Origin of the sequence: Cupriavidus sp. OTU4054 (assembly GCF_038440175.1) — a bacterium.
Classification (GTDB): Bacteria; Pseudomonadota; Gammaproteobacteria; order Burkholderiales; family Burkholderiaceae; genus Cupriavidus; species Cupriavidus pauculus_D.
In genome coordinates this window covers 284,306-310,972 of the sequence record NZ_JASATF010000004.1, presented here as the reverse complement: position 1 = coordinate 310,972, position 26,667 = coordinate 284,306, and the positions used below count along the sequence as shown (strand labels likewise).

Annotated in this window: 26 protein-coding genes; 10 read left to right on the top strand and 16 right to left on the bottom strand. The window is 65.4% G+C overall.

What is annotated here, in order from left to right; translation table 11 throughout:
• The first annotated feature begins 181 nt into the window (after nt 1-181).
• The 4 genes from purL (at nt 182) to AAHB16_RS07840 (ending at nt 6,469) form a co-directional block, all read left to right on the top strand.
• Nucleotides 182-4,240, top strand: a complete 4,059-nt coding sequence (purL, locus tag AAHB16_RS07855; protein WP_342050555.1) for a phosphoribosylformylglycinamidine synthase — start codon at nt 182-184, stop codon at nt 4,238-4,240.
• Nucleotides 4,241-4,411: 171 nt separating this feature from the next.
• Entirely contained in the window at nt 4,412-5,521 is a 1,110-nt protein-coding gene (locus AAHB16_RS07850; RefSeq protein ID WP_342050554.1) for a dipeptidase, read from the top strand.
• Between the two features lie 34 nt (nt 5,522-5,555).
• Nucleotides 5,556-5,960, top strand: coding sequence for a GFA family protein (locus AAHB16_RS07845; RefSeq protein WP_342050553.1), 405 nt, complete (start codon nt 5,556-5,558; stop codon nt 5,958-5,960).
• A 2-nt stretch (nt 5,961-5,962) separates the two neighbouring features.
• The gene (locus AAHB16_RS07840) at nt 5,963-6,469 is read left to right on the top strand and encodes a GNAT family N-acetyltransferase (RefSeq protein WP_342050552.1); all 507 of its coding nucleotides are present in this window, start codon (nt 5,963-5,965) and stop codon (nt 6,467-6,469) included.
• Between the two features lie 34 nt (nt 6,470-6,503).
• Here AAHB16_RS07840 and AAHB16_RS07835 read toward each other — a convergent pair whose 3' ends face one another.
• Nucleotides 6,504-6,842 (bottom strand): DUF4148 domain-containing protein, encoded by a 339-nt coding sequence (locus AAHB16_RS07835; protein WP_150371528.1) that lies wholly within the window; start codon nt 6,840-6,842, stop codon nt 6,504-6,506.
• A gap of 305 nt (nt 6,843-7,147) precedes the next feature.
• Between AAHB16_RS07835 and AAHB16_RS07830 the strand changes: the two genes are divergently transcribed.
• Nucleotides 7,148-8,677 carry a hypothetical protein gene (locus tag AAHB16_RS07830; protein ID WP_342050551.1) on the top strand — a complete coding sequence of 510 codons (1,530 nt, stop codon included), beginning with the start codon at nt 7,148-7,150 and terminating at the stop codon, nt 8,675-8,677.
• Nucleotides 8,678-8,745: 68 nt separating this feature from the next.
• Here the strand turns inward: AAHB16_RS07830 and AAHB16_RS07825 are convergent, their stop codons facing one another.
• Nucleotides 8,746-9,855, bottom strand: coding sequence for an NADH:flavin oxidoreductase/NADH oxidase (locus AAHB16_RS07825; RefSeq protein WP_342050550.1), 1,110 nt, complete (start codon nt 9,853-9,855; stop codon nt 8,746-8,748).
• A 95-nt stretch (nt 9,856-9,950) separates the two neighbouring features.
• Between AAHB16_RS07825 and AAHB16_RS07820 the strand changes: the two genes are divergently transcribed.
• Nucleotides 9,951-10,826, top strand: coding sequence for a LysR family transcriptional regulator (locus tag AAHB16_RS07820; protein ID WP_150371531.1), 876 nt, complete (start codon nt 9,951-9,953; stop codon nt 10,824-10,826).
• A 7-nt stretch (nt 10,827-10,833) separates the two neighbouring features.
• Nucleotides 10,834-11,766, top strand: a complete 933-nt coding sequence (locus tag AAHB16_RS07815; RefSeq protein ID WP_342050549.1) for an alpha/beta fold hydrolase — start codon at nt 10,834-10,836, stop codon at nt 11,764-11,766.
• A gap of 11 nt (nt 11,767-11,777) precedes the next feature.
• Here AAHB16_RS07815 and pqqE read toward each other — a convergent pair whose 3' ends face one another.
• The 14 genes from pqqE to AAHB16_RS07745 all read right to left on the bottom strand — a co-directional run bounded on the left by pqqE (nt 11,778) and on the right by AAHB16_RS07745 (nt 22,566).
• On the bottom strand, nt 11,778-12,941 hold the full coding sequence (gene pqqE / locus AAHB16_RS07810) for a pyrroloquinoline quinone biosynthesis protein PqqE (RefSeq protein ID WP_342050548.1): 1,164 nt from the start codon (nt 12,939-12,941) through the stop codon (nt 11,778-11,780).
• Nucleotides 12,934-13,194 carry a pyrroloquinoline quinone biosynthesis peptide chaperone PqqD gene (gene pqqD, locus AAHB16_RS07805; RefSeq protein WP_223851418.1) on the bottom strand — a complete coding sequence of 87 codons (261 nt, stop codon included), beginning with the start codon at nt 13,192-13,194 and terminating at the stop codon, nt 12,934-12,936. Before pqqD ends, pqqE begins: the two co-directional genes overlap by 8 nt.
• 11 nt (nt 13,195-13,205) lie before the next feature.
• Nucleotides 13,206-13,907, bottom strand: a complete 702-nt coding sequence (gene pqqC, locus AAHB16_RS07800) for a pyrroloquinoline-quinone synthase PqqC (protein ID WP_150371534.1) — start codon at nt 13,905-13,907, stop codon at nt 13,206-13,208.
• A complete protein-coding gene (pqqB, locus tag AAHB16_RS07795) occupies nt 13,904-14,821 on the bottom strand; it encodes a pyrroloquinoline quinone biosynthesis protein PqqB (RefSeq protein ID WP_342050547.1) in 918 nt (305 codons plus the stop codon). The genes pqqC and pqqB overlap by 4 nt, the downstream gene beginning before the upstream one ends.
• A gap of 98 nt (nt 14,822-14,919) precedes the next feature.
• Nucleotides 14,920-14,994, bottom strand: coding sequence for a pyrroloquinoline quinone precursor peptide PqqA (gene pqqA, locus AAHB16_RS07790; RefSeq protein ID WP_109582639.1), 75 nt, complete (start codon nt 14,992-14,994; stop codon nt 14,920-14,922).
• Nucleotides 14,995-15,091: 97 nt separating this feature from the next.
• Nucleotides 15,092-15,793 (bottom strand): GntR family transcriptional regulator, encoded by a 702-nt coding sequence (locus tag AAHB16_RS07785; protein WP_223851419.1) that lies wholly within the window; start codon nt 15,791-15,793, stop codon nt 15,092-15,094.
• Nucleotides 15,794-15,888: 95 nt separating this feature from the next.
• The gene (locus AAHB16_RS07780; RefSeq protein WP_342050546.1) at nt 15,889-16,623 is read right to left on the bottom strand and encodes an aspartate/glutamate racemase family protein; all 735 of its coding nucleotides are present in this window, start codon (nt 16,621-16,623) and stop codon (nt 15,889-15,891) included.
• Between the two features lie 30 nt (nt 16,624-16,653).
• Nucleotides 16,654-18,147, bottom strand: coding sequence for an NCS1 family nucleobase:cation symporter-1 (locus tag AAHB16_RS07775; RefSeq protein ID WP_342050545.1), 1,494 nt, complete (start codon nt 18,145-18,147; stop codon nt 16,654-16,656).
• A gap of 191 nt (nt 18,148-18,338) precedes the next feature.
• Complete coding sequence (locus AAHB16_RS07770; RefSeq protein WP_342050544.1) at nt 18,339-18,662, bottom strand: hypothetical protein; 324 nt, start codon at nt 18,660-18,662, stop codon at nt 18,339-18,341.
• A gap of 186 nt (nt 18,663-18,848) precedes the next feature.
• Nucleotides 18,849-19,643, bottom strand: a complete 795-nt coding sequence (locus AAHB16_RS07765; protein ID WP_109580918.1) for a peptidylprolyl isomerase — start codon at nt 19,641-19,643, stop codon at nt 18,849-18,851.
• 6 nt (nt 19,644-19,649) lie between these two features.
• Entirely contained in the window at nt 19,650-19,928 is a 279-nt protein-coding gene (locus tag AAHB16_RS07760; protein WP_150371537.1) for a BolA family protein, read from the bottom strand.
• Nucleotides 19,928-20,494: a septation protein A gene (locus tag AAHB16_RS07755; RefSeq protein WP_342050543.1), complete on the bottom strand. Its 567-nt coding sequence runs from the start codon at nt 20,492-20,494 to the stop codon at nt 19,928-19,930. The genes AAHB16_RS07760 and AAHB16_RS07755 overlap by 1 nt, the downstream gene beginning before the upstream one ends.
• On the bottom strand, nt 20,491-20,907 hold the full coding sequence (msrB, locus tag AAHB16_RS07750; protein WP_150371539.1) for a peptide-methionine (R)-S-oxide reductase MsrB: 417 nt from the start codon (nt 20,905-20,907) through the stop codon (nt 20,491-20,493). The genes AAHB16_RS07755 and msrB overlap by 4 nt, the downstream gene beginning before the upstream one ends.
• Nucleotides 20,908-21,051: 144 nt before the next feature.
• The gene (locus AAHB16_RS07745) at nt 21,052-22,566 is read right to left on the bottom strand and encodes a protein adenylyltransferase SelO (RefSeq protein WP_342050542.1); all 1,515 of its coding nucleotides are present in this window, start codon (nt 22,564-22,566) and stop codon (nt 21,052-21,054) included.
• A 225-nt stretch (nt 22,567-22,791) separates the two neighbouring features.
• Between AAHB16_RS07745 and AAHB16_RS07740 the strand changes: the two genes are divergently transcribed.
• From AAHB16_RS07740 to AAHB16_RS07730, 3 genes are read left to right on the top strand one after another with little or no spacing between them, the layout of a single operon-like run.
• Nucleotides 22,792-24,417: a 3-(methylthio)propionyl-CoA ligase gene (locus AAHB16_RS07740; RefSeq protein WP_150371541.1), complete on the top strand. Its 1,626-nt coding sequence runs from the start codon at nt 22,792-22,794 to the stop codon at nt 24,415-24,417.
• A gap of 34 nt (nt 24,418-24,451) precedes the next feature.
• Nucleotides 24,452-25,699 carry a branched-chain amino acid ABC transporter substrate-binding protein gene (locus AAHB16_RS07735; protein WP_150371542.1) on the top strand — a complete coding sequence of 416 codons (1,248 nt, stop codon included), beginning with the start codon at nt 24,452-24,454 and terminating at the stop codon, nt 25,697-25,699.
• A gap of 18 nt (nt 25,700-25,717) precedes the next feature.
• Nucleotides 25,718-26,665, top strand: coding sequence for a branched-chain amino acid ABC transporter permease (locus AAHB16_RS07730; protein ID WP_150371543.1), 948 nt, complete (start codon nt 25,718-25,720; stop codon nt 26,663-26,665).
• Nucleotides 26,666-26,667 lie beyond the last annotated feature (2 nt).

Below are 26,667 nucleotides of genomic sequence, written 5' to 3'. Positions count from 1 at the left end.
AAGGGGGCACCCGAACGGTGCGTCCGGGCGGCCCGGCCCGTTTTGTCCGTTCCCGTCGGATTGCGCAATGCAATAAGCGGTCCCGGGCAAGGTACAATAGCGGTTTTCCGCCAGCCGGCATCCCATCCAGCGGTGCCGGCGGCCGCAGCCCCCTACCTCCTGCCTCCCGACCGCAACGATCATGGCGCATTTCTCGTGCTTCCCCGGCCCATTGGCGCTTTCCGCCTTCCGCCAGCAACGCCTCCTCACCGCCCTCAAGCAGATCGACGCCGATATCGAATCGGTGCACGGCCAGTTCCTGCACTTCGTTGATGCCAATGCACCGCTCTCGGCCGACGACGAATCCCGGATCGCCGCGCTGCTGACCTATGGTGCACCGTTCGCCGAGCAGACCGAAGGCGACCGCTTCGTGGTGATTCCGCGTTTCGGCACGATTTCGCCGTGGGCGAGCAAGGCGACCGATATCGCCCATAACTGCGGCCTGACGCATGTGCACCGCATCGAGCGCGGGATCGAGATCACCGTGATCTGCAAGAAGGGCCTGCTGCGCGGCCGCAAGACGCTGGACGCCGATACGCGCGCCGCCGTCGCCGCGCATCTGTTCGACCGCATGACGGAGACCGTCGTGGCCACCCGCGCCGATGCCGCGGGCCTGTTCCAGGAACTGCCGGCCAAGCCGCTGCAGTTCATCGATATCGCCGCGGGCCGCAGCGCGCTCGTGGCCGCCAACACGGCCATGGGCCTGGCGCTGTCGGAGGACGAGATCGACTATCTGCTGGACGCGTACGCGAAGCTCGGCCGCAATCCGACCGATGTGGAACTGATGATGTTCGCGCAGGCCAACAGCGAGCACTGCCGCCACAAGATCTTCAACGCGACGTGGACCATCGACGGCGTGAGCCAGGACAAGTCGCTGTTCGCGATGATCCGCAATACGCACCAGCTGAACCCGCAGGGTTCGATCGTCGCGTATTCGGACAATTCGGCCGTGATGGAAGGGGCCGTGGCCGAGCGCTGGTACCCGCGCGGCGACGACCAGCGCTATGGCCGTCACGAGGCGCTGACCCATACGCTGATGAAGGTGGAGACGCACAACCACCCGACCGCGATTTCCCCGTTCCCGGGCGCCTCCACGGGCGCCGGCGGCGAGATTCGCGATGAAGGCGCAACGGGCCGCGGCGCGAAGCCGAAGGCCGGCCTGACGGGCTTCACGGTGTCCAATCTGATGCTGCCGGAAGCCGTGGAATCGTGGGAGAACGCGCGCGACGCCGCGCAGCCGGTCGCCCATCGCAACCCCGACGACAAGCCCGGCGTGACCGGCAAGCCGGACCGCATCGCGTCCGCGCTGCAGATCATGATCGAAGGCCCGCTCGGCGGCGCGGCGTTTAACAACGAATTCGGCCGCGCGAACCTCGGCGGCTACTTCCGCGTGTACGAACAGAACGTGGGCGGCACCGTGCGCGGCTATCACAAGCCGATCATGATCGCCGGCGGTATCGGCAATATCGATGCCAACCACACGCACAAGAACGATCTGCCGGCCGGCACGCTGCTGATCCAGCTGGGCGGCCCGGGCATGCGCATCGGCATGGGCGGCAGCGCCGCGAGCTCGATGGCGACCGGCACCAATACGGCCGATCTGGACTTCGATTCGGTGCAGCGTGGCAACCCCGAGATGGAGCGCCGCGCGCAGGAAGTCATCAACGCGTGCTGGCAGCTTGGCGATGCGAACCCGATTCTGTCGATCCACGACGTGGGCGCGGGCGGCCTGTCGAATGCGTTCCCCGAAGTCGTGGACGGTGCGAACCGTGGCGCGCGCTTCGACCTGCGCCAGATCCACCTCGAGGAATCGGGGATGTCGCCGGCGGAGATCTGGTGCAACGAATCGCAGGAACGCTATGTGCTGGCGATTGCGCCGGACAGCTTCCCGCAGTTCCAGGCGATGTGCGAACGCGAGCGTGCCTCGTTCGCGGTGGTCGGCGTGGCCACCGAGGAACAGCAGCTGCAGGTCGTCGATGCGGCGGTCGATGCCTCGCTGAAGGAACACTTCCCGGTGAACATGCCGATGGATGTGCTGCTCGGCAAGCCGCCGCGCATGCATCGCGACGTCAAGCGCGTGGCGCGCGAACTGCCGGCCGTGGACGTGACCGGTATCTCGCTCGAACAGGCCGTGCATGACGTGCTGCGTCATCCGACCGTGGCGAGCAAGTCGTTCCTGATCACGATCGGCGACCGGACCGTGGGCGGCATGAACGCGCGCGACCAGATGGTCGGCCCGTGGCAGGTGCCCGTGGCCGACGTGGCCGTGACCACGCTCGACTACAAGGGCCTGGCCGGCGAGGCGATGACGATGGGCGAGCGCACGCCGCTGGCCGTGATCGACGCGCCCGCATCGGGCCGCATGGCGATTGGCGAGGCGCTGACGAACCTCGCGGCCGCGCCCGTGATCGACCTCGGCAAGGTCAAGCTGTCGGCCAACTGGATGGCGGCTTGCGGCGTGGAAGGCGAAGACGCCAAGCTGTACGACACCGTGCATGCGGTGGGCATGGAACTGTGCCCGGCGCTCGGCATCAGCATTCCGGTGGGCAAGGACTCGTTGTCGATGCGCACCAAGTGGTCGGACGAGGAAGGCGGCAAGACCGTCGCCAAGGAAGTGGTCGCACCGGTATCGCTGATCATCTCCGCGTTCGCGGCGGTCGATAACGTCAATCGCACGCTGACGCCGCAACTGCGTACGGATCTGGGCGACACGGTGCTGATCGCGATCGACCTCGGCCGCGGCAAGAACCGTCTGGGCGGCTCGATCCTCGCGCAGGTGACGCAGCAGGTGGGCGACACGGTGCCCGACGTCGATAACGCCGACGATCTCAAGAACTTCTTCAACGTGATTCAGCGCCTGAACCGCGAGGACAAGCTGCTGGCCTATCACGATCGTTCGGACGGTGGCTTTATGGCTGCCGTGGCCGAAATGGCCTTTGCGGGCCACTGCGGCGTGTCGCTGAACGTGGACATGATCGCGCTCGATCCGACGCAGGAACAGGACTATGGCGACGCCAAGAACTGGACCCAGCAGATCGCGGAACGCCGCAACGAGCAGACGCTGCGCGCGCTGTTCTCGGAAGAACTCGGCGCCGTGATCCAGGTTCGTGCCGAAGATCGCGACGCGGTGTTCGGCGTGCTGCGCGAGTCGAACCTCTCGGCCTGCAGCCATGTGCTGGGCAAGCCCAACACGAGCGACCAGATCGAGATCTATCGCGATGCGAAGAAGGTCTATGGCGCCGCGCGTGGCGAGCTGCAGCGCAACTGGTCGGAAGTGAGCTGGCGTATCGCGCGTCTGCGCGACAACCCGGCCTGCGCCGATAGCGAATACGATCGCGTGCTCGACGCGGCGGACCCTGGCATCAGCCCCGTGCTGACGTTCGATCCCGCCGCCGATATCGCCGCGCCGTTCGTGGCCACCGGCAAGCGTCCGCGTGTGGCGATCCTGCGCGAGCAGGGCGTGAACTCGCAGATCGAAATGGCCTACAGCATGGATCGCGCGGGCTTCGATGCGCACGACGTGCATATGAGCGACCTGATCGCGGGCCGCGCGAACCTGGCCGATTTCACGGGCTTTGTGGCGTGCGGCGGCTTCAGCTACGGCGACGTGCTGGGCGCGGGCGAGGGCTGGGCCAAGACGATCCTGTTCAACGCGCAGATGGCCGAGCAGTTCGCGGCGTTCTTCAACCGTCAGGACACGTTTGCGCTGGGCGTGTGCAACGGCTGCCAGATGCTGAGCAACCTTGCGCCGATCATTCCGGGCGCGAACGCCTGGCCGAAGTTCACGCGCAACCAGTCGGAACAGTACGAAGCGCGCTTTGTGACCGTGCAGGTGGAGCAGTCGCCGTCGATCTTCTTCGCGGGCATGGAAGGCAGCCGCATCCCGATCGTGGTCGCGCACGGCGAAGGCTTCGCGGACTTCTCGCAGCAGGGCGACATCGGTGCCGCGAAGGTTGCACTGCGATTCGTGGACAATGCGGGCAATGTCACGCAGACGTACCCGCTGAACCCGAACGGCTCGCCGCAGGGCATCACGTCGGTCACGACCGTCGATGGCCGCTTTACGGCCCTGATGCCGCACCCGGAACGCGTGTTCCGCGCGGCGACGATGAGCTGGGCGCCCGATGCATGGAAGGCGATTCCCGACGGTGGGAGCCCGTGGATGCGGATGTTCCGCAATGCGCGGAAGTGGGTGGGGTGATACCTGCTGTGCCGTGTTGAAAAAAGCCCGCCGGCTCTGTGCCTGGCGGGCTTTTTTTCGATCGTGAAGAATGGGCAGAATAGTGGCCTGCGGCGGTTCAACAATTCCGAAAGCGATATGACATCTGCGCGCTCGCAAGCAACGTCCGCCACAGGCGGTGACACCGTGGCCATGTCCGCGTTCAGGCCGCGCAGGCGCGCGTTTCTGGCGCTCGGGGCCGCGCTGGGCGTGGTGGCCTGCGCGCCGGGGCGTTCCGGTGGTGGGGCCGAGGGTGACGCGCCTCCATGGCGTGCGTCGCCCGGTGCCGTGACCATCGATATGCATAGCCATGCGGGGCGCGTCACGCTGTCGCGCGATCCGGCGACGGGGTTGCATCGTCCGTTCACCTCGCTGCGCGGGCCGATGGTCGAGGGTGGGATGAACGTGATCTGCCTCGCCATCGTGGCGGATACGGCCGCTACGCGTGTGTCCGCGGATCGGCGCAGGTTCGAAGCCTGGCGCAAGCCCGAGCCGGGCGAGCTTTATCGGCTGTCGCAGCTGTCGTTCGAGCGCGCGAAGGCGCTTTGCGCGCAGGAAGGGTTGAGCATCGTCACCGATGCGGGCGCGCTGCGGTCGGGTGGGGATGGGCCGCGCGTGATCGTCACGGCCGAGGGCGCGGATTTTCTCGAAGGGCGGGTGGATCGCGTCGATGAAGCGTTTGAACTGCACAAGCTGCGGCAATTGCAGCTGACGCACTATCGCGTGAACGAGCTCGGCGATATCCAGACGGAGGCGCCGGCGCAGGGCGGGCTCACCGATTTCGGCGCCGATGTCGTGCGGCGCTGCAATGCGCTGGGCATCGTCGTCGATGTCGCGCATGGTACGTACGACCTGGTGAAGCGCGCGGCGTCCGTCTCGACGAAGCCGCTGGTGCTGTCGCATACCGCGCTGGTGGCGCGCCCCTCCGCACGCGGCCGCTCGATCTCCGCCGACCATGCGCGCGCGATCGCGGAGACGGGCGGGGTCATCGGCGTCTGGCCAAGCGCGGGCTCGTTCCACGATCTGCGCGAGATGGCGCATGGGTTCCGGCGCATGGCGGATGTGGTGGGCGTCGCGCACGTCGGGCTCGGGACGGACATGCTCGGCTTTATCTCGCCACCGGTGTTCACGAGCTATGCGCAGCTGCCGCTGTTGGGGAGTGCGTTGCTGGCGGAGGGGTTCTCTCAGGCGGAGACGGAGCAGGTGTTGGGGGGGAATTACCGAAGGGTGTTCGAGGCTTCGGTGGCGAACAGGGCTGGGTAGGTGTCAGCCTTTGCTTTTCAAGGCGTTCATGACCATGAAAAAACCAATCCTTGCCGGTGGATGTCTTTGCGGTGCGATCCGATACGCCGTGGAGGACGACTTCGCCTACGCGTTGAACTGCCACTGTTCGAATTGCCGCCGCGCCACGGGCTCCGCGTTCAAGCCGTTTGCGGGGATTGCGCGAGACAAGTTGCGGATCACGCAGGGGGAGGACGATGTGTCGATCTTTGGCGATACACAGTCGGCGCATGACGTGCGTTGCAGGATCTGCGGCAGTCTGATGTTCTCGGTAGTGCGGGATGGCGCATATGTGCACGTCACGCTGGGGACGCTTGCCGATGCGCCGAGCATTCGACCGGCCGCGCATATCTTTGTGGGATCGAAGGCGCCGTGGTACACGATTACGGATGCGCTGCCACAGCATGACGAGTTCGGTTGACCATGCGTGTGCGCAAGTTTCGCGTCGGCGATGAGGCGGCGCTATTCCGGGTGTTCTTCTCCGCGATCCATCGGATCGCGAGTCGGGACTATGACGCGGCGCAGATCGCGGCGTGGGCGCCTGCGGATCTGGATGCTGGCGTCTGGGAGGCGCGGATCAGGACTATCGATCCGTTCGTGATCGAGGCAGATGGCGTGCTTGTCGCCTACGCGGATCTGCAGCCGAACGGGTATATCGATCATTTCTTTGTCGCGGGAGACTACGCGCGCAAAGGGGCGGGGCGTTTGCTCATGGAGACGATTCATGACCATGCCGGACGACAACGCCTGCCGTGGCTGACTTCGGACGTGAGCCGTACCGCGCAACCGTTTTTTGCACACTTCGGGTTCGAAGTGGTGGAGCAGCGATTGCCGGTAGTCCGGGGTGTCGTGGTGCCAAACGCGTCGATGCGGAAGATGCTTCCGGCGTTCGCTACCGCGGTCACGCACGCCGCGCGCAATACGACCTAACCGCGCGCGGCGTGGGTGATGGCGCTGCCCTGCATCAGGCGCCGTCCGTGTAGACGCTGCGCGAATCGTCGATGCGATAGTGCTGGTGCGACGTATTCGCGGCGACGAGCTTGACGCTCGGCGTCAGCGACGGGGTGGTGGCGGTCGCGACCTGATCCTGCGCATTGATCTTGGCTTCGGCACGCTGGATGGCGGCCGGGTACGTGTAGTTGTCACCACGGAACGGCGTGAAGCCGGCCTTTTCCACACGGACCAGATCCGCGCGGACTTCGGCGCGGGTGACCGGGCCATTCTGATCGACGGTCTGGGCGAACGAGAGGGCCGGGACGGCCAGGGTGCAGGCGACGAGCAGGGTGCGTGCAAGGGTTTTCATGATAGGTACCTCCTGGGTTGGTTTGCCTTGTTGGCGGAAGTCATCGTGCGATGAACTTGTACCCAGTATTGGCGCCAGGCACTGACCCGAGACTGACCGAATCATTACAAGATTGTCAGCGTCTGAGAATGAAGTGGGGTGTTGGTGCTGCACGACAAAGTTTGCAAGCCACCCCACGACCCCCCTTCAGGTTGGATGCCGTCCGCGCATGGCTTTGATAGGCTGGCACGCTTCCGCTCAATGCGCATCCAGATATCGAACAGTCCAATATGAATGGGTCAGCCGTGAAAGTGTCTCGGTCCATCGTGCTGGCTACGCTGGCCCTCCTGATCTGGATCGCCTCGTTGGTCGCCATTGGCATGACTTTCCATAACGGCTTTCGCTTGCATGGATACAAAATTCTGGTGATTGGCTGGCAAGGTCCGCTTCAGGGTGCCTTTGCGTGGTTTGCCAACCCGCTATTCCTGTTTTCGATGCTGTGGCTTTATGTCAGGGAGCGCGCCTGGGTCGCGGTGATCGGATCGTTGCTGGCGTTTGCGGTCGCGCTCGATACCTTTCGGTTCGACGCGCTCCGGCTGAATGCCAACGCGAACGAGACTTCGGTCTATGGCTTCGGGCTCGGCGCGGTCCTGTGGTTTGTCGCAATGGCGGTAGCGATCGTCGCGGCGGGCACCTATCTGAAGGAAGAGCGCATTCGGCGTCGGCAAACCGCGTGGACCGCGGACGGCCTGCGTTGTCTGGGCGTTGCGCTGGCGGTCATCGTTGCGATGACGTCGCTAAGGCTCTATCTGCTCGATCGCCGGCATCCGAATGACGCCGAGCGCGAATACCTGAAGGATGTCGTGTTTCGCATGGGGCAGGTCTGTACCGCCGAGCCAGAGGGCATTGCCGAGCCGCTGCGGGCGTTGCAGGGACCATTGGAAGTCGTCGTCGGCCTATCTTCCGGACTCGGGCACGGATGGGCCGACAGTCTGCTGAAATGGGGCGCGCCGGCGATTCGCGTCGAGGGTCGCGATTATTGGGCGGAAACGCGGGACGGAGAGCGCGTCGTCGTCTCGGTTCCCAGCGAGGGGCGTGGCGATAGCGGCGCCACCTTGCTCGTCGAAGGCAGGCACAAGGACGGCAGGGCGGGCTACCAGTTGACCCTGCGCGAGGGCCGTGCGGGCCGCGTGATCTTCAGCCGCGCGTGGCGGCAGGAAACGTCCAATGGCCGGTTTTGTCCGGCCTTCGATCCGTACGGCGTGCGCGGCGGACAGCCTCGCCAGTTGGTGCAAACGGCCCTCGGATTACCCGATAAGGCTCCGGCGCCGATCCTGCCCCGCGTGGCGCTCGTGCGGCCAGTCCATCGCGCCGTCGTCGTACCACAGGGGGAGGGGCCGTTGCCGGGCAATGCAGACCCGGAGGCGCCGGACACGGGCACAAAGACCGACCGTACAGCCGTGCGCAATTGCCCCACCGACATCCGATGGGCGAACCGCGGCGGCAATGACGGCAGCCTGCTCCGGCTTGGCGAGGATGCGGCGCTGAGAATCGGCAATGCGGTGTATTTCACGGCCGAGCAAGGAGGCTGGATCGAGGCGATCTGCGAGAACCGGCGTCTCTACATGTTCAAGGCCATGGCTGGCTCGGGCAAGCTCGAAATCTGGCTCACCGAGCGTGGCCTGCAGGACTTCAGACGCCTGCGGCAAGTGAACATGTGGGCCGAGCACCCGGCTTTCACAGGAGATGGCTGGAAGATCCTCGATCTGCGCGACGACGGTCGCGAGCTGACACTGGTGCTCTACAGCTATCGCACGAAAGCGCGCTATATCGTTCGGACGGCGGTCACCGAGTAGGTGGCGCTTCGCCACACAACCGCCGGCCGGATGCGCGGGGCCCGGCCGGGATCGTGTTCAGGCAGGCTTTACGCCGACTGCACGCGATAGCGTTCCAGCCAGTGCGCGTACGGCGCGGGCAGGACCCACGACGGGCGTTCCACGCCGAGCTTCATGGCGGTCTGGTACGGCCAGTGCGGGTTCGACAGCATGGCGCGGCCGACCATCACGAGGTCCATCTGGCCTTGTTCGACCACGCGGTTGGCGATCTCGGGGTCGTCGATGCCCCACGACGAGGCGACCGGGATGCCGGCCTCGCGGTGGACGCGTTCGGCGATCGGGGCCAGGAACGCGGGGCCCCACGGGATTTGCGCGTCGGGCGTGGAAAAGCCCACGCTGACGTTCAGCATATCGAGGCCGCCCTCGCGCATCGCGCGGACCAGTTCGATCGATTCCTTGAGCGTCTGCTCGTCGTTGCCGTCGTACTCGATGACACCGAAGCGCGCGGTCAGCGGCAGGTTCTGCGGCCAGACTTCGCGAACGGCGGCCAGCGTTTCCAGCAGGAAACGGCCGCGGCCGATGGCGTCGTTGCCATAGCCGTCCGTGCGCGCGTTGCCATGCACGGAGAAGAAGCTCTGCGCCAGATAGCCGTGCGCGAAATGCAGCTCGAGCCATTGAAAACCGGCATCGCGCGCGCGAATCGCGGCGGCGACGAAATCGGCCTTCACGCGGGCGATATCGTCCTCGGTCATCGCTTCCGGCACCTTCGGCAGATGCGCGCCGAATGCCTTGGCCGACGGGCCGATGATCTTCCACCCGCGCGCATCGCCTTCGGCGATATGGTCGTCGCCTTCCCACGGGCGATTCGCGCTCGCCTTGCGGCCCGCGTGCGCGATCTGGATACCCGGCACCGCGCCGCCAGCCTGGATGGCCTCGGCAATCCGCTTCATGCCCACTGCCTGCTCGTCATTCCACAGACCCGTGCATCCCGGCGTGATACGGCCTTCGGGCGAGACCGCCGTGGCCTCGACGATAACGAGGCCCGCGCCGCCGCGCGCCAGCCCCGCGTAGTGCGACAGGTGCCAGTCGTTGGTGAAACCATCGACGGCGCTGTACTGGCACATCGGGGGGACCGCAATACGATTGCGGAGCGTAACGTCTTTCAGCGTGAACGGGGTGAAAAGTGCGGGCGTAGTCATGTGGAAATTCCGTGCGTATTGCGACGCAGCAATATTAGCGAGGCTTCTCTATAATGAAAACCATCCGCGCGTTATCGCTTCAATAAGAGTTTGTTATGTTCAACCCGCAATGGCTACGATCGTTCGCCCTCGTGGCGCAGACCGGCAGCTTTACCCAGTCGGCGGACCAGCTCGGCCTCACGCAGGCTGCCGTCAGCCAGCATGTTCGCCACCTCGAGGAGGCGCTGGGCCCGTTGTTGATCCGGCGCCCGCGTGCCGTGGAGCTGACGCCGGCCGGCAAGGTCCTGCTCGAATACTGCGCCGACATGGAGGCCGCCAACGACCGCCTGCGCGCGCAGCTGAGCGCCCATGCCGATAGCGGCGTGGTCGGCCTGATCACGCCCGGCAGCATCGGCCTGTTCCTCTATCCGCGCCTGCTGGACCTGCAGGGAAGGACGCCTGGCCTGATCATTCGCCATCGCTTCGCGCCCGATGCCGAAACCCTCGACGCGGTACTGCAGAACCGCTTCGACGTGGGCCTCGTCTCGCTGCGTCCCGACGACACGCGCCTGACCGCGAGTCCGTTCAGCGAGGAACCGCTCGAGCTCGTCTATCCGGCGAGCGAACGCGTGCGCGGCTGGGACGATCTGCAGCGCATCGGCTTCTGCGACCATCCGGACGGCAAGGCGATGGCCAATCGCCTGTTGAGCCGGCACTACCCGGGCAATCCGGGCGTCAGCACGCTGCCATGCCGCGGGTTCAGCAATCAGATCAGCCTGATGCTCGAGCCCGTCGCGCGCGGGTTTGGCTTTACCGTGATTCCACGTTATGCGCGGCAGGCATTCGCGCATCAGGACCAGATTCGCGTGCTCGACTGCGACGCGCCCGTGATCGACAAACTCTGGCTGATTCATCGTTCCGAATGGGCACTGTCGCCACGCGTCGCGCGCGTGGTGGACTATCTGCGGACGCAGGTGCCCGCGGCCGTGTGAGACCTCAATGCGACCTTCCAATTCCGTTTCCTCGTTCTATCTCCGCCGTCCCGATGGCCATCGGCTGCATGTATCGGTGGCAGGGCCCGCCGATGGCGAGCCATGGGTCGTCGTGCATGGCGGGCCCGGCGGGCGCTGCTATCCCGCGATGACCGCATGGTTCGACCTCGCGCGGCACCGCGTCGTGATGCCCGACCAGCGCGGGGCGGGCGCGTCGAGGCCCTCGGGATCGCTGCGGCGCAATTCGGTGACATCGCTGATTGCGGATCTGGAGGCGCTGCGCGTGCATCTGGGCATCGCGCGATGGGGCGTGGTGGGCGGATCGTGGGGCGCGGCGCTGGCGCTCGCCTATGCGGCGCGGCATCCGGCGTCGGTGGCGCGCATCGTGTTGCGGGGCAGCTTTCTGACCGGGTGGGATGACATCTTGCGGCTGTTCTCGCCGCGGCAGCGGGGGCTGTCGATGTTGCACGATGTGCGGCCTGCCGGAGCGCGTGTGCCCGACGCGCGGGGGACGTTCGGCGCGGCGGTCAATCGGCTGCTGCATGGCGCGCGCGGGGCGCAGCATCGTCTGGCCGAGGGTTACGAGCGTGTGGAGCGGAGCGCGTTGCGGTTGCGGCCGGTGCGCAAGGTGCGCGCGGCGGGCACGGCGGGGCGGCAACGGGCGTTGCGGCGGCATCGGTATCGGATTCAGGCGCATTACCTGCGGCATCGTGCGTGGCTGGGCAAGCCGGCTGTGCTGCGGGCCGCGCGCGACGCTGGTTTGCAAGGCATCCCCGTGACGATTCTTCATGGCCGGCGCGATCGGGTCTGCGATCCGCGCAATGCGCGGCGGCTCCGGGAGGTGTTGCCTGCGGCGACGTTGCAGTGGGTCGACGCGGGCCATCTGCCCGTTGGGAAGATGGCTGCCGCGCTGAAGGCTGCGATTGCGGCGTTGCCGTAGGACGCCGACCGCTAGCGCGGCTTGGCGCCCGACGCAAACGCGCGCGACGCGGCGTCGCCGCGAAAGACGAGTGGATACTCGCCGGCGGCAATGCCATGGCCCGCCGTGGCGTCATGGCGTGCGGCTGCGCCGTTCAGCACGACCTCGCGCACGCGCGCGTGATCCGGCGACTTGTCGCAGACGGGATCGGTGCGCGTGGGATCTCCCGTCAGCAGAAACGCCTGACACCGGCACCCGCCAAGATCGTTCTCGCGCTCGTCGCAGCTGCGGCACGGCTCGGGCATCCACGCGGTGCCGCGAAACCGCTGGAACGCATCGCTGCGATACCAGATCTCCTCGAGCGAATGCGTGGTGACATTGGGCAGCGCCAGACCCGGCAATCCGCGCGCCGCATGGCAGGGCAGCGCGGCACCGTCGGGCGCCACGCCAAGAAATACCGAGCCCCAGCCGTTCATGCACTTCTTGGGCCGCGTCTCGTAGTAGTCGGGCACGACGAACAGGATGCGGCAACGCTTGCCGATCTTCGCGCGGTACTCGGCCACCACGGCCTCCGCTTCGCGCAACTGTTCCTCGGTCGGCATCAGCGCCAGACGGTTCTCCCACGCCCAGCCGTAATACTGCGTGTTCGCGAGTTCCAGATACTCGGCGCCCATCTCGAGCGCCATCTCGATGATGGCCCCCACGTGCGGCAGGTTGTAGCGATGGAGCACGCAGTTGAGCACCATCGGGTAACCATGCGCCTTGATCAGCGACGCCACACGCTGCTTGAGCGCAAACGTGCGCGTGCTGGAGAGGAAGTCGTTCATCTCGCGCGTGGAGTCCTGGAACGACAGCTGGATATGGTCGAGCCCGGCCTCGCGCAGCGCGCCGAGGCGCGCATCGGTCAGGCCCACGCCCGACGTGATGAGGTTGGTGTAGAAGCCTAGCCCGCGCGCATGCGCGACAAGCGCTTCGAGGTCATCGCGCAGCAGCGGCTCGCCGCCCGAGAACCCGAGTTGGGCGGCGCCGAGCGCGCGCGCTTCGGTCAGCACGCGCTGCCACTGCAAGGTATCGAGCTCGCGATCGTGGCGTGCATAGTCGAGCGGGTTGTAGCAGAACGCGCAATGCAGCGGGCACCGATACGTGAGCTCGGCAAGCAGCCATAACGGCGGAGCGATCGTGGCGGGCTCAGACAAGCCAGCCACGCTCGATGGCGTGTTGGACAAAGGTCTCCACCTCCGGGGCGATGCCTTCGATACCGAAGGCCTGTTGCAGTTCGTCGACCATCATCGCAACGGTATGGGCGCCGTCGCAGCGCTGCAGGATGGCGCCGGCGCTGTCGTTGAGCTTGACCATGCCTTCCGGATACAGCAGCACCCAGGCCTTCTGGGCCTCTTCGTATTGCAGCCGGTAGAGCTTGTCCAGCCGGGGCATCGTGATGTCGTTCATGGAGCCGTCCTTCAGTCAGGATACGCTTTTTCGATCGCGTCGAGCATCGACCACAGGATATCGAGCTTGAACTGCAGGATCTCCACCGCGCGCGTCTGTTGCTCGGGCGTGCGGAAGTAATCGAGCGTCACGCGCAGCCCATGATCGACATCGCGCTGCGCGAGCGGAATGCGCGATCGGAAGTAGGCCAGTCCTTCGGGCTGGATCCATGGATATTGATCGGGCCAGCCCGCCAGACGTTCCTTGTGGATGGCGGGCGCGAACATTTCCGTCAGCGACGAGCACACGGCCTCCTGCCATGGCGCGCGCCGCGCGAAGTTCACATAGGCATCGACGGCAAAGCGCACGCCGGGCAGAACCAGGGCCTGCGACCACAGTTGCTCGCGCGTCAGGCCCACGGCTTCGCCCAGGCGCGTCCATGCCTCGATGCCGCCGGGCTCGGTGTCGGTGCCGTCGTGATCGAGAATGCGGATGACCCATTCGCGGCGCGTGGCGCGATCGGGGCAATTCGACAGGATCGCGGCGTCCTTGAGCGGGATATTGAGCTGGTAGTAGAAGCGGTTGGCGACCCATCCGCGGATCTGTTCGGGCGAGCACTGGCCGCTGGCCATGCGCCGGTTGAACGGATGGTGGATGTGGTAGCGCGATTCCATGCCGCGCAGGCGCGCTTCGAACGCGGCCAGTGCGTCGGGCGAGATAGCGGGAGCGGTCACAGTGCGATCTCCATGCCGTCGTGGGCAACCTCGATACCATGCGCGGCGAGCTCGCGCCGCTCGGGCGAGTTTTCCACGAGGATCGGGTTCGTGTTGTTGATATGAATAAGGATCTTGCGCGTCGCGCGCGAGGCATCGAGCGCCGCGATCATGCCGCCGGGCCCCGATTGCGCGAGGTGCCCCATATCGCGCGCATGCTTTGCCGAGAGCCCGAGCCGCGGCATCTCGTCGTCGGTCCAGAATGTGCCATCGACGAGCACCACGTCCGCGCGATCGAGTTCCTCGCGCACCTCGGGCGATATGGCGCCAAGCCCCGGCGCATAGAACGCGCGACGGCCGGTCGAGCGATCGACGATGCGCAGGCCGATATTGTCGCCGGGCTGCGGCGTGGCGCGATTGGGCGAATAGGGCGGCGGCTTGCTGTCGAGCGGCACCGCGTGCAGATCGATATCGGGCAACGGCGGCACGCGGAAGGCGCCGTTGTCGAGCGCGAGTTCATGCGTGTCCACGCCGCAGTAATGCGACAGGATGCCGCGCAGCGGAAAGCCGCGGTCGAGATCGCGGAGCACCGACGGCGTGGCGTACAGCGGCAGCGGCTGACGATGCTCGCGCAACATCAGCAGGCCCGTCACGTGGTCGATCTGCGCATCCATCAGCAGCACCGCGCCGATCCCCGTATCGCGCGAGGCGCGTGCCGGCTGCAACGCGGGCGTGGCGCGGATCTGCGCGAGGATATCGGGCGAGGCGTTGACCAGCAGCCAGTCCTGGCCGTTCTGCGTCAGCGCGATGGACGACTGCGTGCGCGGCTTCGCATCGATCGTGCCGCGCCGCACGCCGTCGCAGTTGGCGCAATTGCAGTTCCATTGCGGGAAGCCGCCGCCGGCGGCCGACCCCAGTACGCGAATCGTCGTCATTGGTCCCCGTGCCGCAACAAACAGACAAACAACAAAAAGCCCGCCGGAGAGGCGGGCTCATGCCAGACCGATGGCGATGGCCCAAGGGCGCATCGTCATCAGCGGTTGGCGATATACATCGTGATTTCGAAGCCGAAACGCAGATCGGTATATGCAGGGGTGGTCCAGGTCATCCTTCAACTCCTTCGATAAAAGAGATAGCAGGAACGTTAAGCATAGAACACCCGCGCGCAGGATGCATTGCTGCAGTGCAAGAATTCGTCTTCCCGGTTATTCGCGATGAAAAATGCTGTGGAAGTCGGGTACACCCGTCTCCCGGACGGACAGGTCGAGCGAGCCTTCGATATGCCGCAGATGATCGACCATCAGCGCTTCCGCCCGCGCGGCGTCGCGCCGTTCGATGGCATCGACGAGGTCGCGATGCTCGTGCTCGGGGCAGGCCGGCGCGCCCGGCCGGTCGTACAGCGTGATGATGAGGCATGTCAGCGACACCATCTCGCGCACGAGTTTTTCCAGAATCGCATTGCCCGCGAGTTCGGCCAGCACGATATGGAAGCCGCCCGACAAGCGGATGACGGCCGCGCGGTCGCCGCGTGCCCGCGCCGCGTCTTCCTCGCCGATATGGTGGCGCATGGCCCGGATCTGCGCGGGTTTGGCTTCCGATGCCAGCAGCGCGGCGAGCTCGCGCTCGACCATGCGGCGAGCCTGGAACACCTGCCGCGCTTCCTCGATGGTCGGGCTCGAGATAAATGCGCCGCGGTTCGGAATCAGCGTCACGAGCTTTTCATGGGCAAGCCGCGCAAAGACCTGGCGGATTCGCGCGCGGCTCGCACCAGTGACCTCGCATAAGCGCTCCTCGACGAGCTTGGTGCCGGCGAGCAGCCGGTGCTCCATGATGGCGTTATGGAGGTCGCGGTAAATGGATTCGTTGAGGGACTGCTCGGCGTCGGCGGGGCTTTCCGTGGTGGCCATGTGTGAAACGATATGCCCGGTGTCTGCACCGGAGTGGGGACAATTGATGCGCATATCGTACACAAGAATGCTCGGTTCCGTTTACATGCGGTGCATCATTTCAGTGCGTAATCGGCCAGCAACCCCGAATAGGCCTTCGGCAAAGGCCGCGCGAAATCGCCGCGCTTGCTCGTGGCAAGCCGCAGCGAAACCAGCGCCTCGGCCATCTTGACCGCGCTGGCCACGCCGTCGATCACGGGCACGCCGAGCGCGTCGCCGATCTCCTCGCAGAGGTCGGTCATGCCCGCGCAGCCGAGCACGATGCAATCGCTGCGATCCTCGGCCAGCGCGCGCCGGCACTCGTCGGCGATGATGCGGCGCGCGTCGGAGCCCGGTTTCTCGAGGTCCAGCACGGGCAGGTCGCTTGCGCGCACGTTGCGGCAGAAGCGTTCCATGCCGTAGCGCTCCGCCAGATGCCACGCGATATTGCAGGTACGCGCGAGCGTCGTCACCACGCTGAAGCCCGTGCCCAGCATGCTGGCCGCGTGCATGGCGGCCTCGGCGATGCCGATGACCGGCCCGCGCGCAAGCTCGCGCGCGGCGTACAGGCCCGGGTCGCCGAAGCAGGCGATGACATAGCCATCGACATGATCCTGCTCGCCGAGGCTGACCTCCTCGAGAATGCCGGGCACGCTGAGCGCCTCGTCGTAATGGCTCTCGATGGAGGCCGGGCCCATGCGCGGGCTCACGGCCACGATGCGCGTGTCGCTGCCCGCCACCGCGCGGGCGCATGCGCCGATCTTGTCGGTCATGCTCTGCGTGGTATTGGGGTTGATGATCTTGAGCTTCATGGCAGTGTCAGTTGACGGGGAAGAAGAGGGTCATGCGATATGCGCGCGCATCATGCGCGGCGCCAGCGCGCGGTAGAGCACCAGTGCAATACCCATGCCGACGAACCAGCTGTAGTTGGCCAGCCCCTGCCAGGCCGGCACGATCACGCACAGGATCGGGACGATCGCGGCGGGGATCATCGTGGCGACGGCGGCGGGGTTGTAGCCCTTGCTGTACCAGTACGTGCCCGTGGGGCGCAGCGTATAGAGATCGTCCACCTTCACATGCTGCCGGCGCACGAGGTAGTAGTCGGCGATGAGAATGCCGAACAGCGGGCCGATAAAGGCACCGAGCACGTCCAGCGTGTAGTGGATCATCGTCGGGTGGTTGTACAGGTTCCACGGCGTGATGAAGATCGAGGCCACCGCGGCGATCATGCCGCCCGTGCGCCAGCTGATGTGCTTGGGGGAGACATTCGAGAAGTCGAAGGCCGGCGACACGAAGTTGGCGACGATATTGATGCCGATGGTGGCCGTCATGAACGTGAACGCGCCGAGCAGCATCGCGAACGTGCTGTCGATATGGCTCACGGTTTCCACCGGATCGGTAATCAGCTTGCCGAACACGGGCAGCGTGGCGGACGTCGTGATCACGGTCAGCAGCGAGAAACCGAGGAAGTTGACGGGCAGGCCCCAGAAGTTGCCGCGGCGCACCGAGCGAAAGTCCTTCGCATAGCGCGAGAAGTCGCCGAAATTGAGCATCGGGCCCGAGAAATACGACACCACGAGCGCAATGGCCGAGAGCATCACGGGCACGGCGTCCCAGCCCTGATACTTGAGGAAGCTCAGCGTGAAGTTGACGTTCTCCCAGCCGGCTTTGGACACGAGCCAGATCGCGAGCGCGATCATCACGGCGTACACGGCGGGGCCGGCCCAGTCGATGAACTTGCGGATGGTCTCCATGCCCGTCCAGAACACGAGGGCCTGCAGGACCCACAGCGTCATGAACGCGCACCAGCCGAGCGTGGACAGGCCGGCAAAGCCATGCAGCTTCACGTCGGCGTACGGGGCCAGCGACGGCATGAAATGCAGCGCGAGAATCAGGAACGCGCTCGACGCGAGGTAGGTCTGGATGCCGTACCACGCCACGGCGATCAGGCCGCGGATGATCGCGGGGATATTGGCGCCGAGCACGCCGAACGACGCGCGGCAGATGACGGGATAGGGCACGCCCGTGACCTGGCTCGGCTTGGCCACGAGGTTGCAGAAGAACTGCACGATCAGGATGCCGACGAGCAGCGAGACCAGTACCTGCCAGCTGGAGAGGCCCAGCGCGAACAGGCTGCCGGCCGTGATATAGCCCCCGACGCTGTGCACGTCGGACATCCAGAACGCGAAGATGTTGTAGGTGCCCCAGGTCTGCTTGCGCAGCGGCGCCAGATCTTCGTTGGTGAGCCGTTCGTCATAGCCTGGCTTGATCAACGCGTTGCTCTCCGGATGCACTCCGGCGAGGGTATCGACGGCCGTCGGCGCTGTCACTTGCATGATGTCTGTCTCCTGTGGCCCTGTGGTCATGTGATTGAAAACAGAATTGTCTACAAAATAGTTCTTATATGTGAACGAAGTTGTAGATCACGGGATTTGGATTGTCAACATCAGAAAAGCCGCATCAGGGCAACCCCTGATGCGGCAGAGCGGGTACGGCGGGGAGAGGTGTCGCAGGCGCCGGGTGCGTCTCAGGCGGCCTGGTCGATTGCGGGCGAAAGCGCGGACGGGAGGGCCGTCGGCTGGAACTGGGCGCTCCACGGCAGGAATTTGGAGTACAGCAGGCGCATGCGATCGGCATTGGGCGGGACGCCGATCTCGCCGCGGATTTCCATGAACGCGATCGTGGCCTGCAGCATCTTGGTCTGCGCGTAGCGGTCGCGGACGGGCAGGTAGGCCTGCAGATCGCGCCAGCGCATGCCGGTGCATTCGACGTTGGGCATACCGAGCGCGCAGTAGATGACGCCGCGCGAATAGAGGTGCCACATGTGCCAGTAGTCGCTTGCCGCCGCCATCGTGTCTCGTCCCGCTCGTGGTGGATTGCCGGACGATCTTACCGTTGCACCGCAGCGGACGGAATGCGGCTGTGTGCGGTGGGCCGCATGGCGACGAAAAAAAACAAGGCACCCGAAGGTGCCTTGTTGTCTTGCCGTCTCGCCGTCTCGCCGTCTCGTCTTCTCGCCGGCGCAGGGGCGTGTGGCTTACTGAATCTTCGCCTTGTCCTTCAGCGATTTCATCATGGCCTGGAACTGTTCGCGCTGCCAGGCCTGATCGCCCATCAGCATCTGTTGCAGTTGCGGTTTCACTTCCTCGAACGACGGAATCTTCTGGTCGCGCACATCGACGAGCTCGATGATGTGCCAGCCGAATTGCGTCTTCACGGGCGTGTCCGTCATCTGGCCCTTCTTCAGGCCCGTCATGGCCGCCGAGAATTCGGGCACGTAGCTACCGCTGTTGGCCCAGTCCAGATCGCCGCCGTTGGCCGCCGAGCCAGTGTCCTTCGACGAGGCCTTGGCCATGTCCTCGAACTTGGCGCCGCCCTTGATCTTGGCGATGATCGCCTTTGCGTCGGCTTCCTTCTCCACGAGGATGTGGCGGGCGTGGTATTCCTTGCCGTTGCCGAACTGCGCCTTGATCTTGTCGTACTGCTTGCGCAGTTCGTCGTCGTTGGCGCCGTGGGTCTTGACGTAGTCTTCGAACACCGCGCCGGCCAGCACGTTCAGGCGGGCCTGTTCCAGCTGTTCCTGCACGTCGTCGCGTTGCGTAATGCCACGCTTGTTGGCTTCCTGCAGCAGCAGCTCGCGGTCGATCAGCATCGTGCGGGCGCGGTCGCGCAGCTCGGGACTGGCAGGCTGGCCGGTTCCGGCGATCAGCTTGTCCAGCTTGGCCGAGGGGATGGGCTTGCCATTCACGACGGCGGCATTCTGGGCGAAAGCGGGCAGGCAGCCAGCAGCGAGCACAGCGGCCAGGCTGAACGAAAGGACGGTGATCTTCATGGAAATCTAGCGGGATTGATATTCTTCGTCGGTGTATGCACTGACCGCCAGAGCGTGAATCTGGGCGGGGAACAAGCTGCGCAGCGCATCATACACCATGCGGTGTCGGGTCACGCGCGTCTTGCCGGCGAATTGATCGCTGACAATTGTCACGTCATAGTGACCGCCACCCGACGCCGCGCCCGCATGGCCGGCATGGGCCGCGCTGTCGTCGCGGACGGTCAGGTGGGTGGGCGCGAGCGCCGCGCGCAGCAGCGCGTCGATGTGAGCGGGATCGGCTGCCATCAGTCGGGCCTCTTTTCGGCAGTGCCTTCCGCCGCGGGGGGCTCGTGCATATGGCGCGACAGCCAGATGCTCTGCACCACGATGAAGACCACCATCAGCCCCATGCTGCCGAACAGCTTGAAGTTGACCCAGGTGTCGGTATCGAACGAGTAGGCCACATACAGGTTGAGCACGCCCATCGCCGCGAAGAAGCCGGCCCAGGCGAGGTTCAGGCGGCTCCAGACCGGGTCCGGCAGGGTGACCTGCTTCTCCATCATCGCGCGGATGAGGTTCTTGCGCCAGCCGATGGCCGAGGCCACCAGCGTGACCGCGAACAGCCAGTACAGCACGGTCGGCTTCCACTTGATGAAGGTCTCGTTGTGCAGCAGGATCGTCGCCCCGCCGAACACGACGATGATCAGCAGGCTGATCCATTGCATCGGCTCCACCTTGCCGTGGCGCACGCGCACCCATGCGATCTGCCCGATCGTCGCGGCAATCGCCACGCCGGTGGCCGGATAGATGCCGAACAGCTTGAAGGCGACGAAGAAGAGGATGACCGGGAACAGGTCGAACAGGAATTTCATGCTTCAGGGGGCCGGTCGGCCGGATCGAGATCGTCGAATTTTAGCGCAGCCGAGTTGATGCAATAGCGCAGGCCGGTCGGCGCGGGGCCATCCTCGAACACATGGCCCAGATGGCTGCCGCATTCCTTGCAGCGAACCTCGACGCGCGTCATGCCGTGGCTATGGTCGGTATGCTCCTCGATGACCTCGCCGTTGATCGGGCGGAAATAGCTCGGCCAGCCGCAGCCCGCGTCGAACTTCGTGCCCGACTCGAACAGCGGGGTGCCGCAGCCGACGCAGTGATAGATACCCTGGTCCCAGTGGTCCCAGTAGCGGCCCGTGAACGGGCGCTCGGTGGCCGATTCGCGCGCCACGCGGTATTCGATGTCGGAGAGTTGCTCGCGCCACTCGGCGTCGGTTTTCTTCGTGGTCATTCCAGTTTCCCTTTCAATCGTTATACCGCCTTGGCGACGGTATCAAAATGAAGCGAAGCGGTCCTGGCTAGGCGCGCGGCCGCAGACAGTACAAGTGGTACGGCAAGGCCGCGCAACGACGCCAGGATCATTTTGATAGCGTCGCTACGAGGAGCAGCTGACTTCGAGTCCGGAAGCCCAGTCCGGCGGCAGCGCGGCATAGTGTTCCGCTTCCGGCTGCTCGTCGAACGGATGTGACAGCACGGCCAGCAGACGGTTCACTTCGCCGAAATCCTTGTCGCGCGCCGCGCGGATGGCGGTTTCCGCCAGGTGGTTGCGCAGCACGTACTTCGGATTCACCGCATTCATCGCCACCGCGCGGGCCGCATCGTCGGACGACTCCTTTTGCAGCCGTGCGCGGTACTCGGCGCCCCATGCATCCCAGGCGGCGCGATCGAGGAACAGGTCGCGCACCGGCGCGTCGGCAGCCCCATCCTTGCCCGATATGCGGGCGAGGTTGCGCCAGAACAAGGTGTAGTCCACACGCTGGGCGTGCAGCAGCTGGAACAGCCCGGTCAGCAGCGCCTCGTCGCCGTCGTCCGCCGATTGCAGGCCCAGCTTCCCGCGATAGTGCCGGAAAAACGCGGAAGCATAGCGGTCTCGGTACGGGTCGAGCGCCTCGCGCGCGAACTCGGCCGCCGCGTCGCTGTCCGCGAAGTCTTCGCGCCACAGCGGCAGCAGCGCCTGCGCGAGGCAATGCAGGTTCCAGAAGCCGATCTGCGGCTGCTGGCTGTACGCATAGCGGCCCTGCTGATCGGAATGGTTGCAGATATGGTTGGCGTCGAACCCATCGAGAAAGCCGAACGGGCCGTAGTCGATGGTCAGCCCGAGGATCGACAGATTGTCGGTATTCATCACGCCGTGACAGAAACCGACCGCCTGCCAGTGGGCCATCAGGTCCGCCGTGCGCAGCGACACCTCGCGCAGCAGCGCGTGATACGGGTTGCCGCCCGCATCGCGGCATTCGGGATAGAAACGGTCGATCACGAAGTCCGCGAGGCGGCGCAGCGACTCGTGGTCCTCGCGCGCGGCAAAGTGTTCGAAATGGCCGAAGCGGATAAACGACGGTGCCAGCCGCGTGACCACGGCCGCGGTTTCCATGGTCTCGCGGCGCACGGGAGCATCCGAGCCGACGATGGACAGCGCGCGCGTGGTCGGCACGCCCAGCGCGGCCATCGCTTCCGAGCACAGGTATTCGCGGATGGACGAGCGCAGTACCGCGCGGCCGTCGGCCATGCGCGAATACGGCGTCAGTCCGCCGCCCTTGAGCTGGATCTCCCACGGGCCCGCTGCCGTTTGCGCTTCCGCGAGGCGGATCGCGCGGCCGTCGCCGAGCTGACCGGCCCAGACGCCGAACTGGTGGCCCGAGTACACGGTTGCGAGCGGGTCCGCCCAGTCGGGTACCGCGCAGCCGCCGAACGTGTCGATGAATGCCGGTTGCCGCGCTTCCGCGCCGATGGTATCGCCGCGCCAGCCGAGCAGTGCCGCGGCGGCCGGCGCCACGCTCACGAGGTAGGGCGAGGGCAGCGGTGTCGGCGACAGGCGCGTGAAGAACCGTTCGCCGAGTTCCGCGAAGCCGGGCGCCGTGGTGAAGGGCACGGCAAACGGGATGCGTGCCATGGCGGAAGCGCCGGGGGTTGCGCTGTGGTCGGAATCTGGGGGCATCGGGAGGACTTGTGTTGGACGTATGTGCGGTCTCGGGCTAGGGAAAACGACATGTTGAGACGGCATATGACAACCAGTATTGTACGTGCACCGGTTTTGCGAGACTCGGCCCAAAATTAGCACGATTGTTCGTTTTTGAGGCCGTGCCAGAAAAACGCTGGAGACCATGGAGACGACCATATGGCATTGATGGGTCAAATGATGGGCGCGCCATTGCTCATTTCTTCGATCATCAAGCACGCCGCGCGCTACTACGGCACGACTGAAATCGTTTCACGACGGACCGAGGGCGATCTCCACCGCTATACCTACCGCGACTGCGAACTTCGCGCGCGCAAGCTGGCCCAGGCGCTGGCCGCGCTCGGCGTGCAGCAGGGCGAGCGCGTCGGCACGCTGGCCTGGAACGGCTACCGCCACCTCGAGCTGTACTACGGCGTGTCCGGCATGGGCGCCGTCTGCCATATGATCAATCCGCGCCTGTTCGCGGAGCAGATCGCCTATATCGTCAATCACGCCGAGGACCAGTACGTGTGCTTCGATGCCACGTTCCTGCCTCTCGTCGAAGGCGTGGCCCCGCATTGCCCGAAGGTCAGGGGCTGGATCATGCTGGCGGACCGCGCGCATATGCCGGCGGACGCCAAGGTGCCGCTGCTGTGCTACGAGGATCTGCTGGACGCTCAGGACGGCGACTACACGTGGCCCGAGCTCGACGAGAACCAGGCCTCGAGCCTTTGCTATACGTCCGGCACCACGGGCAATCCGAAGGGCGCGCTCTATTCGCATCGCTCCACGGTGCTGCACGCCTACGCGGCGGCGCTGCCCGATGCGCTGGGCTGCTCGGCCCGCGACGTGATCCTGCCCGTCGTGCCGATGTTCCACGTCAACGCATGGGGCCTGCCCTATGCGGTGCCGCTGGTCGGCGCCAAGCTCGTGCTGCCGGGGCCGAAGCTCGACGGTGCCTCGCTGTACGACCTGTTCGAGCGCGAGGGGGTGACGTTCTCCGCGGGGGTGCCGACGGTATGGCTCGGCCTGCTGCAGCACGTGCAGGCCAACGACCTGAAATTCTCGACCTTCCGCCGCACCGTGATCGGCGGCTCGGCCGTGCCGCCCGCGATGATTCGCGCGCTGGAGGCGCTCGGTGTCGAGGTGATCCACGCCTGGGGCATGACCGAGATGTCGCCGCTGGGCACCGTGTGCAAGCTGCTCGCACGCCATGCGGACCTGCCCGAGGACGAGCAGCACCGGATCCTGGAAACGCAGGGCCGTGTGATCTATGGCGTGGACATGAAGATCGTCGATGGCGAGGGGCGCGAGTTGCCCTGGGACGGCAAGGCGTTTGGAGACCTGCTCGTGCGCGGGCCCTGGGTGATCGACCGCTATTTCCGGGCGGAGACGAGCGCGCACGAGGATGGGTGGTTTCCCACGGGCGACGTCGCGACGATCGACCCGGACGGGTATATGCAGATTACCGATCGCAGCAAGGACGTGATCAAGTCCGGCGGCGAATGGATTTCTTCGATCGACATCGAGAACGTGGCCGCCGCGCATCCCGCGGTGCATATGGCTGCATGCATCTCTGTGCGGCATCCCAAATGGGACGAGCGGCCGTTGCTCGTGGTGGTGAAGCGCGCGGGCATGGACGTGTCGCGCGAGGCGCTGCTGCAGTTTTTTGAGGGCAAGGTCGCCAAATGGTGGATCCCCGACGACGTGGCGTTCGTCACCGAAATCCCGCTGACCGCGACGGGCAAGATGCAAAAGCTCAGGCTGCGCGAGCAATTCGCGGACTACAGGCTGCCGACCGCATAGCAGCTCCCTACAAGAAAGAGTGAAGGAGACAGGCATGACCAAGATGCGTCCGTTGGCGGCAGCCACGGCTGTAGTGGCGGCGTTCGGTTCCTCGCTGGCTTTCCCGGCCTTTGCCGATACCGTCAAGATCGCGTTTATCGATCCGCTCTCGGGCCTGATGGCCCCGGTGGGTCAGAACCAGCTCAAGAGCTGGCAGTACGTGGCCGAGGTGGCGAACCAGAAAGGGTGGGGCGGTCCGCACAAGTTCGAGGTGGTGGGCTTCGACAACAAGCTGTCGCCGCAGGAAAGCCTGACCATCCTCAAGCAGGTGGCCGACCAGAACATCCGCTATATCGTGCAGGGCAACGGCTCGTCGGTGGGGCTCGCGCTCGAGGACGCCGTGGCCAAGCATAACGAGCGCAATCCGGGCAAGGAGATCGTCTACCTGAACTACGCGGCGGTGGACCCGGACATGACCAACAGCAAATGCAGCTACTGGCATTTCCGGCTCGATGCGAACTCCGACATGAAGATGGAGGCGCTGACCACCTATCTGGCCAAGGATCCCGCGGTCAAGAAGGTGTACCTGATCAACCAGAACTACTCGTTCGGGCATCAGGTGACGCGCGCGGCGAAGGAATACCTCAAGCGCAAGCGGCCCGATATCCAGATCGTCGGCGAAGATCTGCACCCGCTCGCGCAGGTCAAGGACTTTGCGCCGTACGCGGCCAAGATCAAGGCGTCCGGCGCCGATACGGTGATCACGGGCAACTGGGGCAGCGACCTCGCGTTGCTGGTCAAGGCCGCCAAGGACGCCAGCCTCACCACCAACTTCTATACGTACTACGCGACGACCACGGGCGTGCCCACCGCGATGGGCGCGGCGGGGGCCGAACGCGTGCGCTACGTCGGGTACTACAACCCGAACAACGACGGGTTCCGCGGCGCCGAAGTGATCGACGGCTTCAAGAAGAAGTACAACGACGACTTCTACGTGGTGGCCTCGTACACGGGGGTCGCGATGCTCGCCAAGGCGATCAAGGACTCGGGCTCGACCGATCCGGTCAAGGTGGCCAAGGCGCTCGGCGGCATCAAGGTGGACAGCATGAACGGTACCGTCGAGATGCGCGCGAGCGATCATCAGGCCCAGCAGCCGCTCGTGGTGGCCACGTGGACCAAGGTCAATGGCAAGGACGTGAAGTACGACCAGGAGAACACGGGCTACGGCTGGAAGACCAATGCGGTGCTCGACCAGTACGTGGCCGCGCAGCCGACGTCGTGCCAGATGAAGCGTCCGGGCTGATTCTCCGGAACGCGCCCCGTGGAATTCTTCATCATCTCTCTGCTGAACGGCATCAGCTACGGACTGCTGCTGTTCATGCTGTCATCGGGCCTGACGCTGATCTTCAGCATGATGGGCGTGCTCAACTTCGCGCATGCGAGCTTCTATATGCTCGGCGCGTATCTGGCGTACACGATCTCGCAGGCCATCGGCTTCTGGCCCGCGCTGATCGTGGCGCCGCTGCTGGTGGCGGGCGCGGGCGCGCTGGTGGAGCGCTTTGGGTTGCGGACCGTGCACAAGTACGGGCACGTGGCCGAGCTGCTGTTCACGTTCGGGCTCGCGTACCTGATCGAGGAGGGCGTCAAGCTCGTGTGGGGACTTGCCGCGGTGCCGTACCGCGTGCCGCCCGAGCTCGACGGCCCGCTGTTCACGGTGTTCACGTCCTCGTTCCCGAAGTACCGCGCGTTCATGATGCTCGTGTCGCTGGCGATGCTGCTGGGCATCTACCTCGTGCTGACGCGCACACGCATCGGCCTTGTGATTCAGGCCGCGCTCACGCATCCGGAGATGGTGGAGGCGCTCGGCCATAACGTGCCGCGCGTGTTCATGATGGTGTTCGGCGGCGGCGCGGCGCTCGCGGGGCTGGCCGGCGTGATCGGCGGCAATGCGTTCGTCACCGAGCCGTCGATGGCGGCGGCGGTGGGATCGATCGTCTTCGTGGTGGCGGTGGTCGGCGGCATGGGCTCGCTGGTGGGCGCGTTTATCGCGTCGATCCTGATCGGTGTGCTGCAGACGTTCGCGGTGACGATCGATGCGTCGGTGGCCAGCGTGGTGGCCGGCATCGGACTGGACATCACCGACGCCACGCCGCTGAGCTCGCTGTGGAAGCTCACGGTGGCGCAGGTGGCGCCCGTGCTCCCGTATCTGCTGCTGGTGGTCATGCTGATCGTGCGCCCGCGCGGGCTCATGGGCACGCGGGAGGGGTAAGG

Coding starts and splice junctions, on each gene's coding strand:
- purL (WP_342050555.1), top strand. CDS start 182: ATGGCGCATTTCTCGTGCTTCCCCGGCCCATTGGCGCTTTCCGCCTTC.
- AAHB16_RS07850 (WP_342050554.1), top strand. CDS start 4,412: ATGTCCGCGTTCAGGCCGCGCAGGCGCGCGTTTCTGGCGCTCGGGGCC.
- AAHB16_RS07845 (WP_342050553.1), top strand. CDS start 5,556: ATGAAAAAACCAATCCTTGCCGGTGGATGTCTTTGCGGTGCGATCCGA.
- AAHB16_RS07840 (WP_342050552.1), top strand. CDS start 5,963: ATGCGTGTGCGCAAGTTTCGCGTCGGCGATGAGGCGGCGCTATTCCGG.
- AAHB16_RS07835 (WP_150371528.1), bottom strand. CDS start 6,842: ATGAAAACCCTTGCACGCACCCTGCTCGTCGCCTGCACCCTGGCCGTC.
- AAHB16_RS07825 (WP_342050550.1), bottom strand. CDS start 9,855: ATGACTACGCCCGCACTTTTCACCCCGTTCACGCTGAAAGACGTTACG.
- AAHB16_RS07820 (WP_150371531.1), top strand. CDS start 9,951: ATGTTCAACCCGCAATGGCTACGATCGTTCGCCCTCGTGGCGCAGACC.
- AAHB16_RS07815 (WP_342050549.1), top strand. CDS start 10,834: ATGCGACCTTCCAATTCCGTTTCCTCGTTCTATCTCCGCCGTCCCGAT.
- pqqD (WP_223851418.1), bottom strand. CDS start 13,194: ATGAACGACATCACGATGCCCCGGCTGGACAAGCTCTACCGGCTGCAA.
- pqqB (WP_342050547.1), bottom strand. CDS start 14,821: ATGACGACGATTCGCGTACTGGGGTCGGCCGCCGGCGGCGGCTTCCCG.
- AAHB16_RS07785 (WP_223851419.1), bottom strand. CDS start 15,793: ATGGCCACCACGGAAAGCCCCGCCGACGCCGAGCAGTCCCTCAACGAA.
- AAHB16_RS07780 (WP_342050546.1), bottom strand. CDS start 16,623: ATGAAGCTCAAGATCATCAACCCCAATACCACGCAGAGCATGACCGAC.
- AAHB16_RS07775 (WP_342050545.1), bottom strand. CDS start 18,147: ATGCAAGTGACAGCGCCGACGGCCGTCGATACCCTCGCCGGAGTGCAT.
- AAHB16_RS07770 (WP_342050544.1), bottom strand. CDS start 18,662: ATGGCGGCGGCAAGCGACTACTGGCACATGTGGCACCTCTATTCGCGC.
- AAHB16_RS07765 (WP_109580918.1), bottom strand. CDS start 19,643: ATGAAGATCACCGTCCTTTCGTTCAGCCTGGCCGCTGTGCTCGCTGCT.
- AAHB16_RS07760 (WP_150371537.1), bottom strand. CDS start 19,928: ATGGCAGCCGATCCCGCTCACATCGACGCGCTGCTGCGCGCGGCGCTC.
- AAHB16_RS07755 (WP_342050543.1), bottom strand. CDS start 20,494: ATGAAATTCCTGTTCGACCTGTTCCCGGTCATCCTCTTCTTCGTCGCC.
- msrB (WP_150371539.1), bottom strand. CDS start 20,907: ATGACCACGAAGAAAACCGACGCCGAGTGGCGCGAGCAACTCTCCGAC.
- AAHB16_RS07745 (WP_342050542.1), bottom strand. CDS start 22,566: ATGGCACGCATCCCGTTTGCCGTGCCCTTCACCACGGCGCCCGGCTTC.
- AAHB16_RS07740 (WP_150371541.1), top strand. CDS start 22,792: ATGGCATTGATGGGTCAAATGATGGGCGCGCCATTGCTCATTTCTTCG.
- AAHB16_RS07735 (WP_150371542.1), top strand. CDS start 24,452: ATGACCAAGATGCGTCCGTTGGCGGCAGCCACGGCTGTAGTGGCGGCG.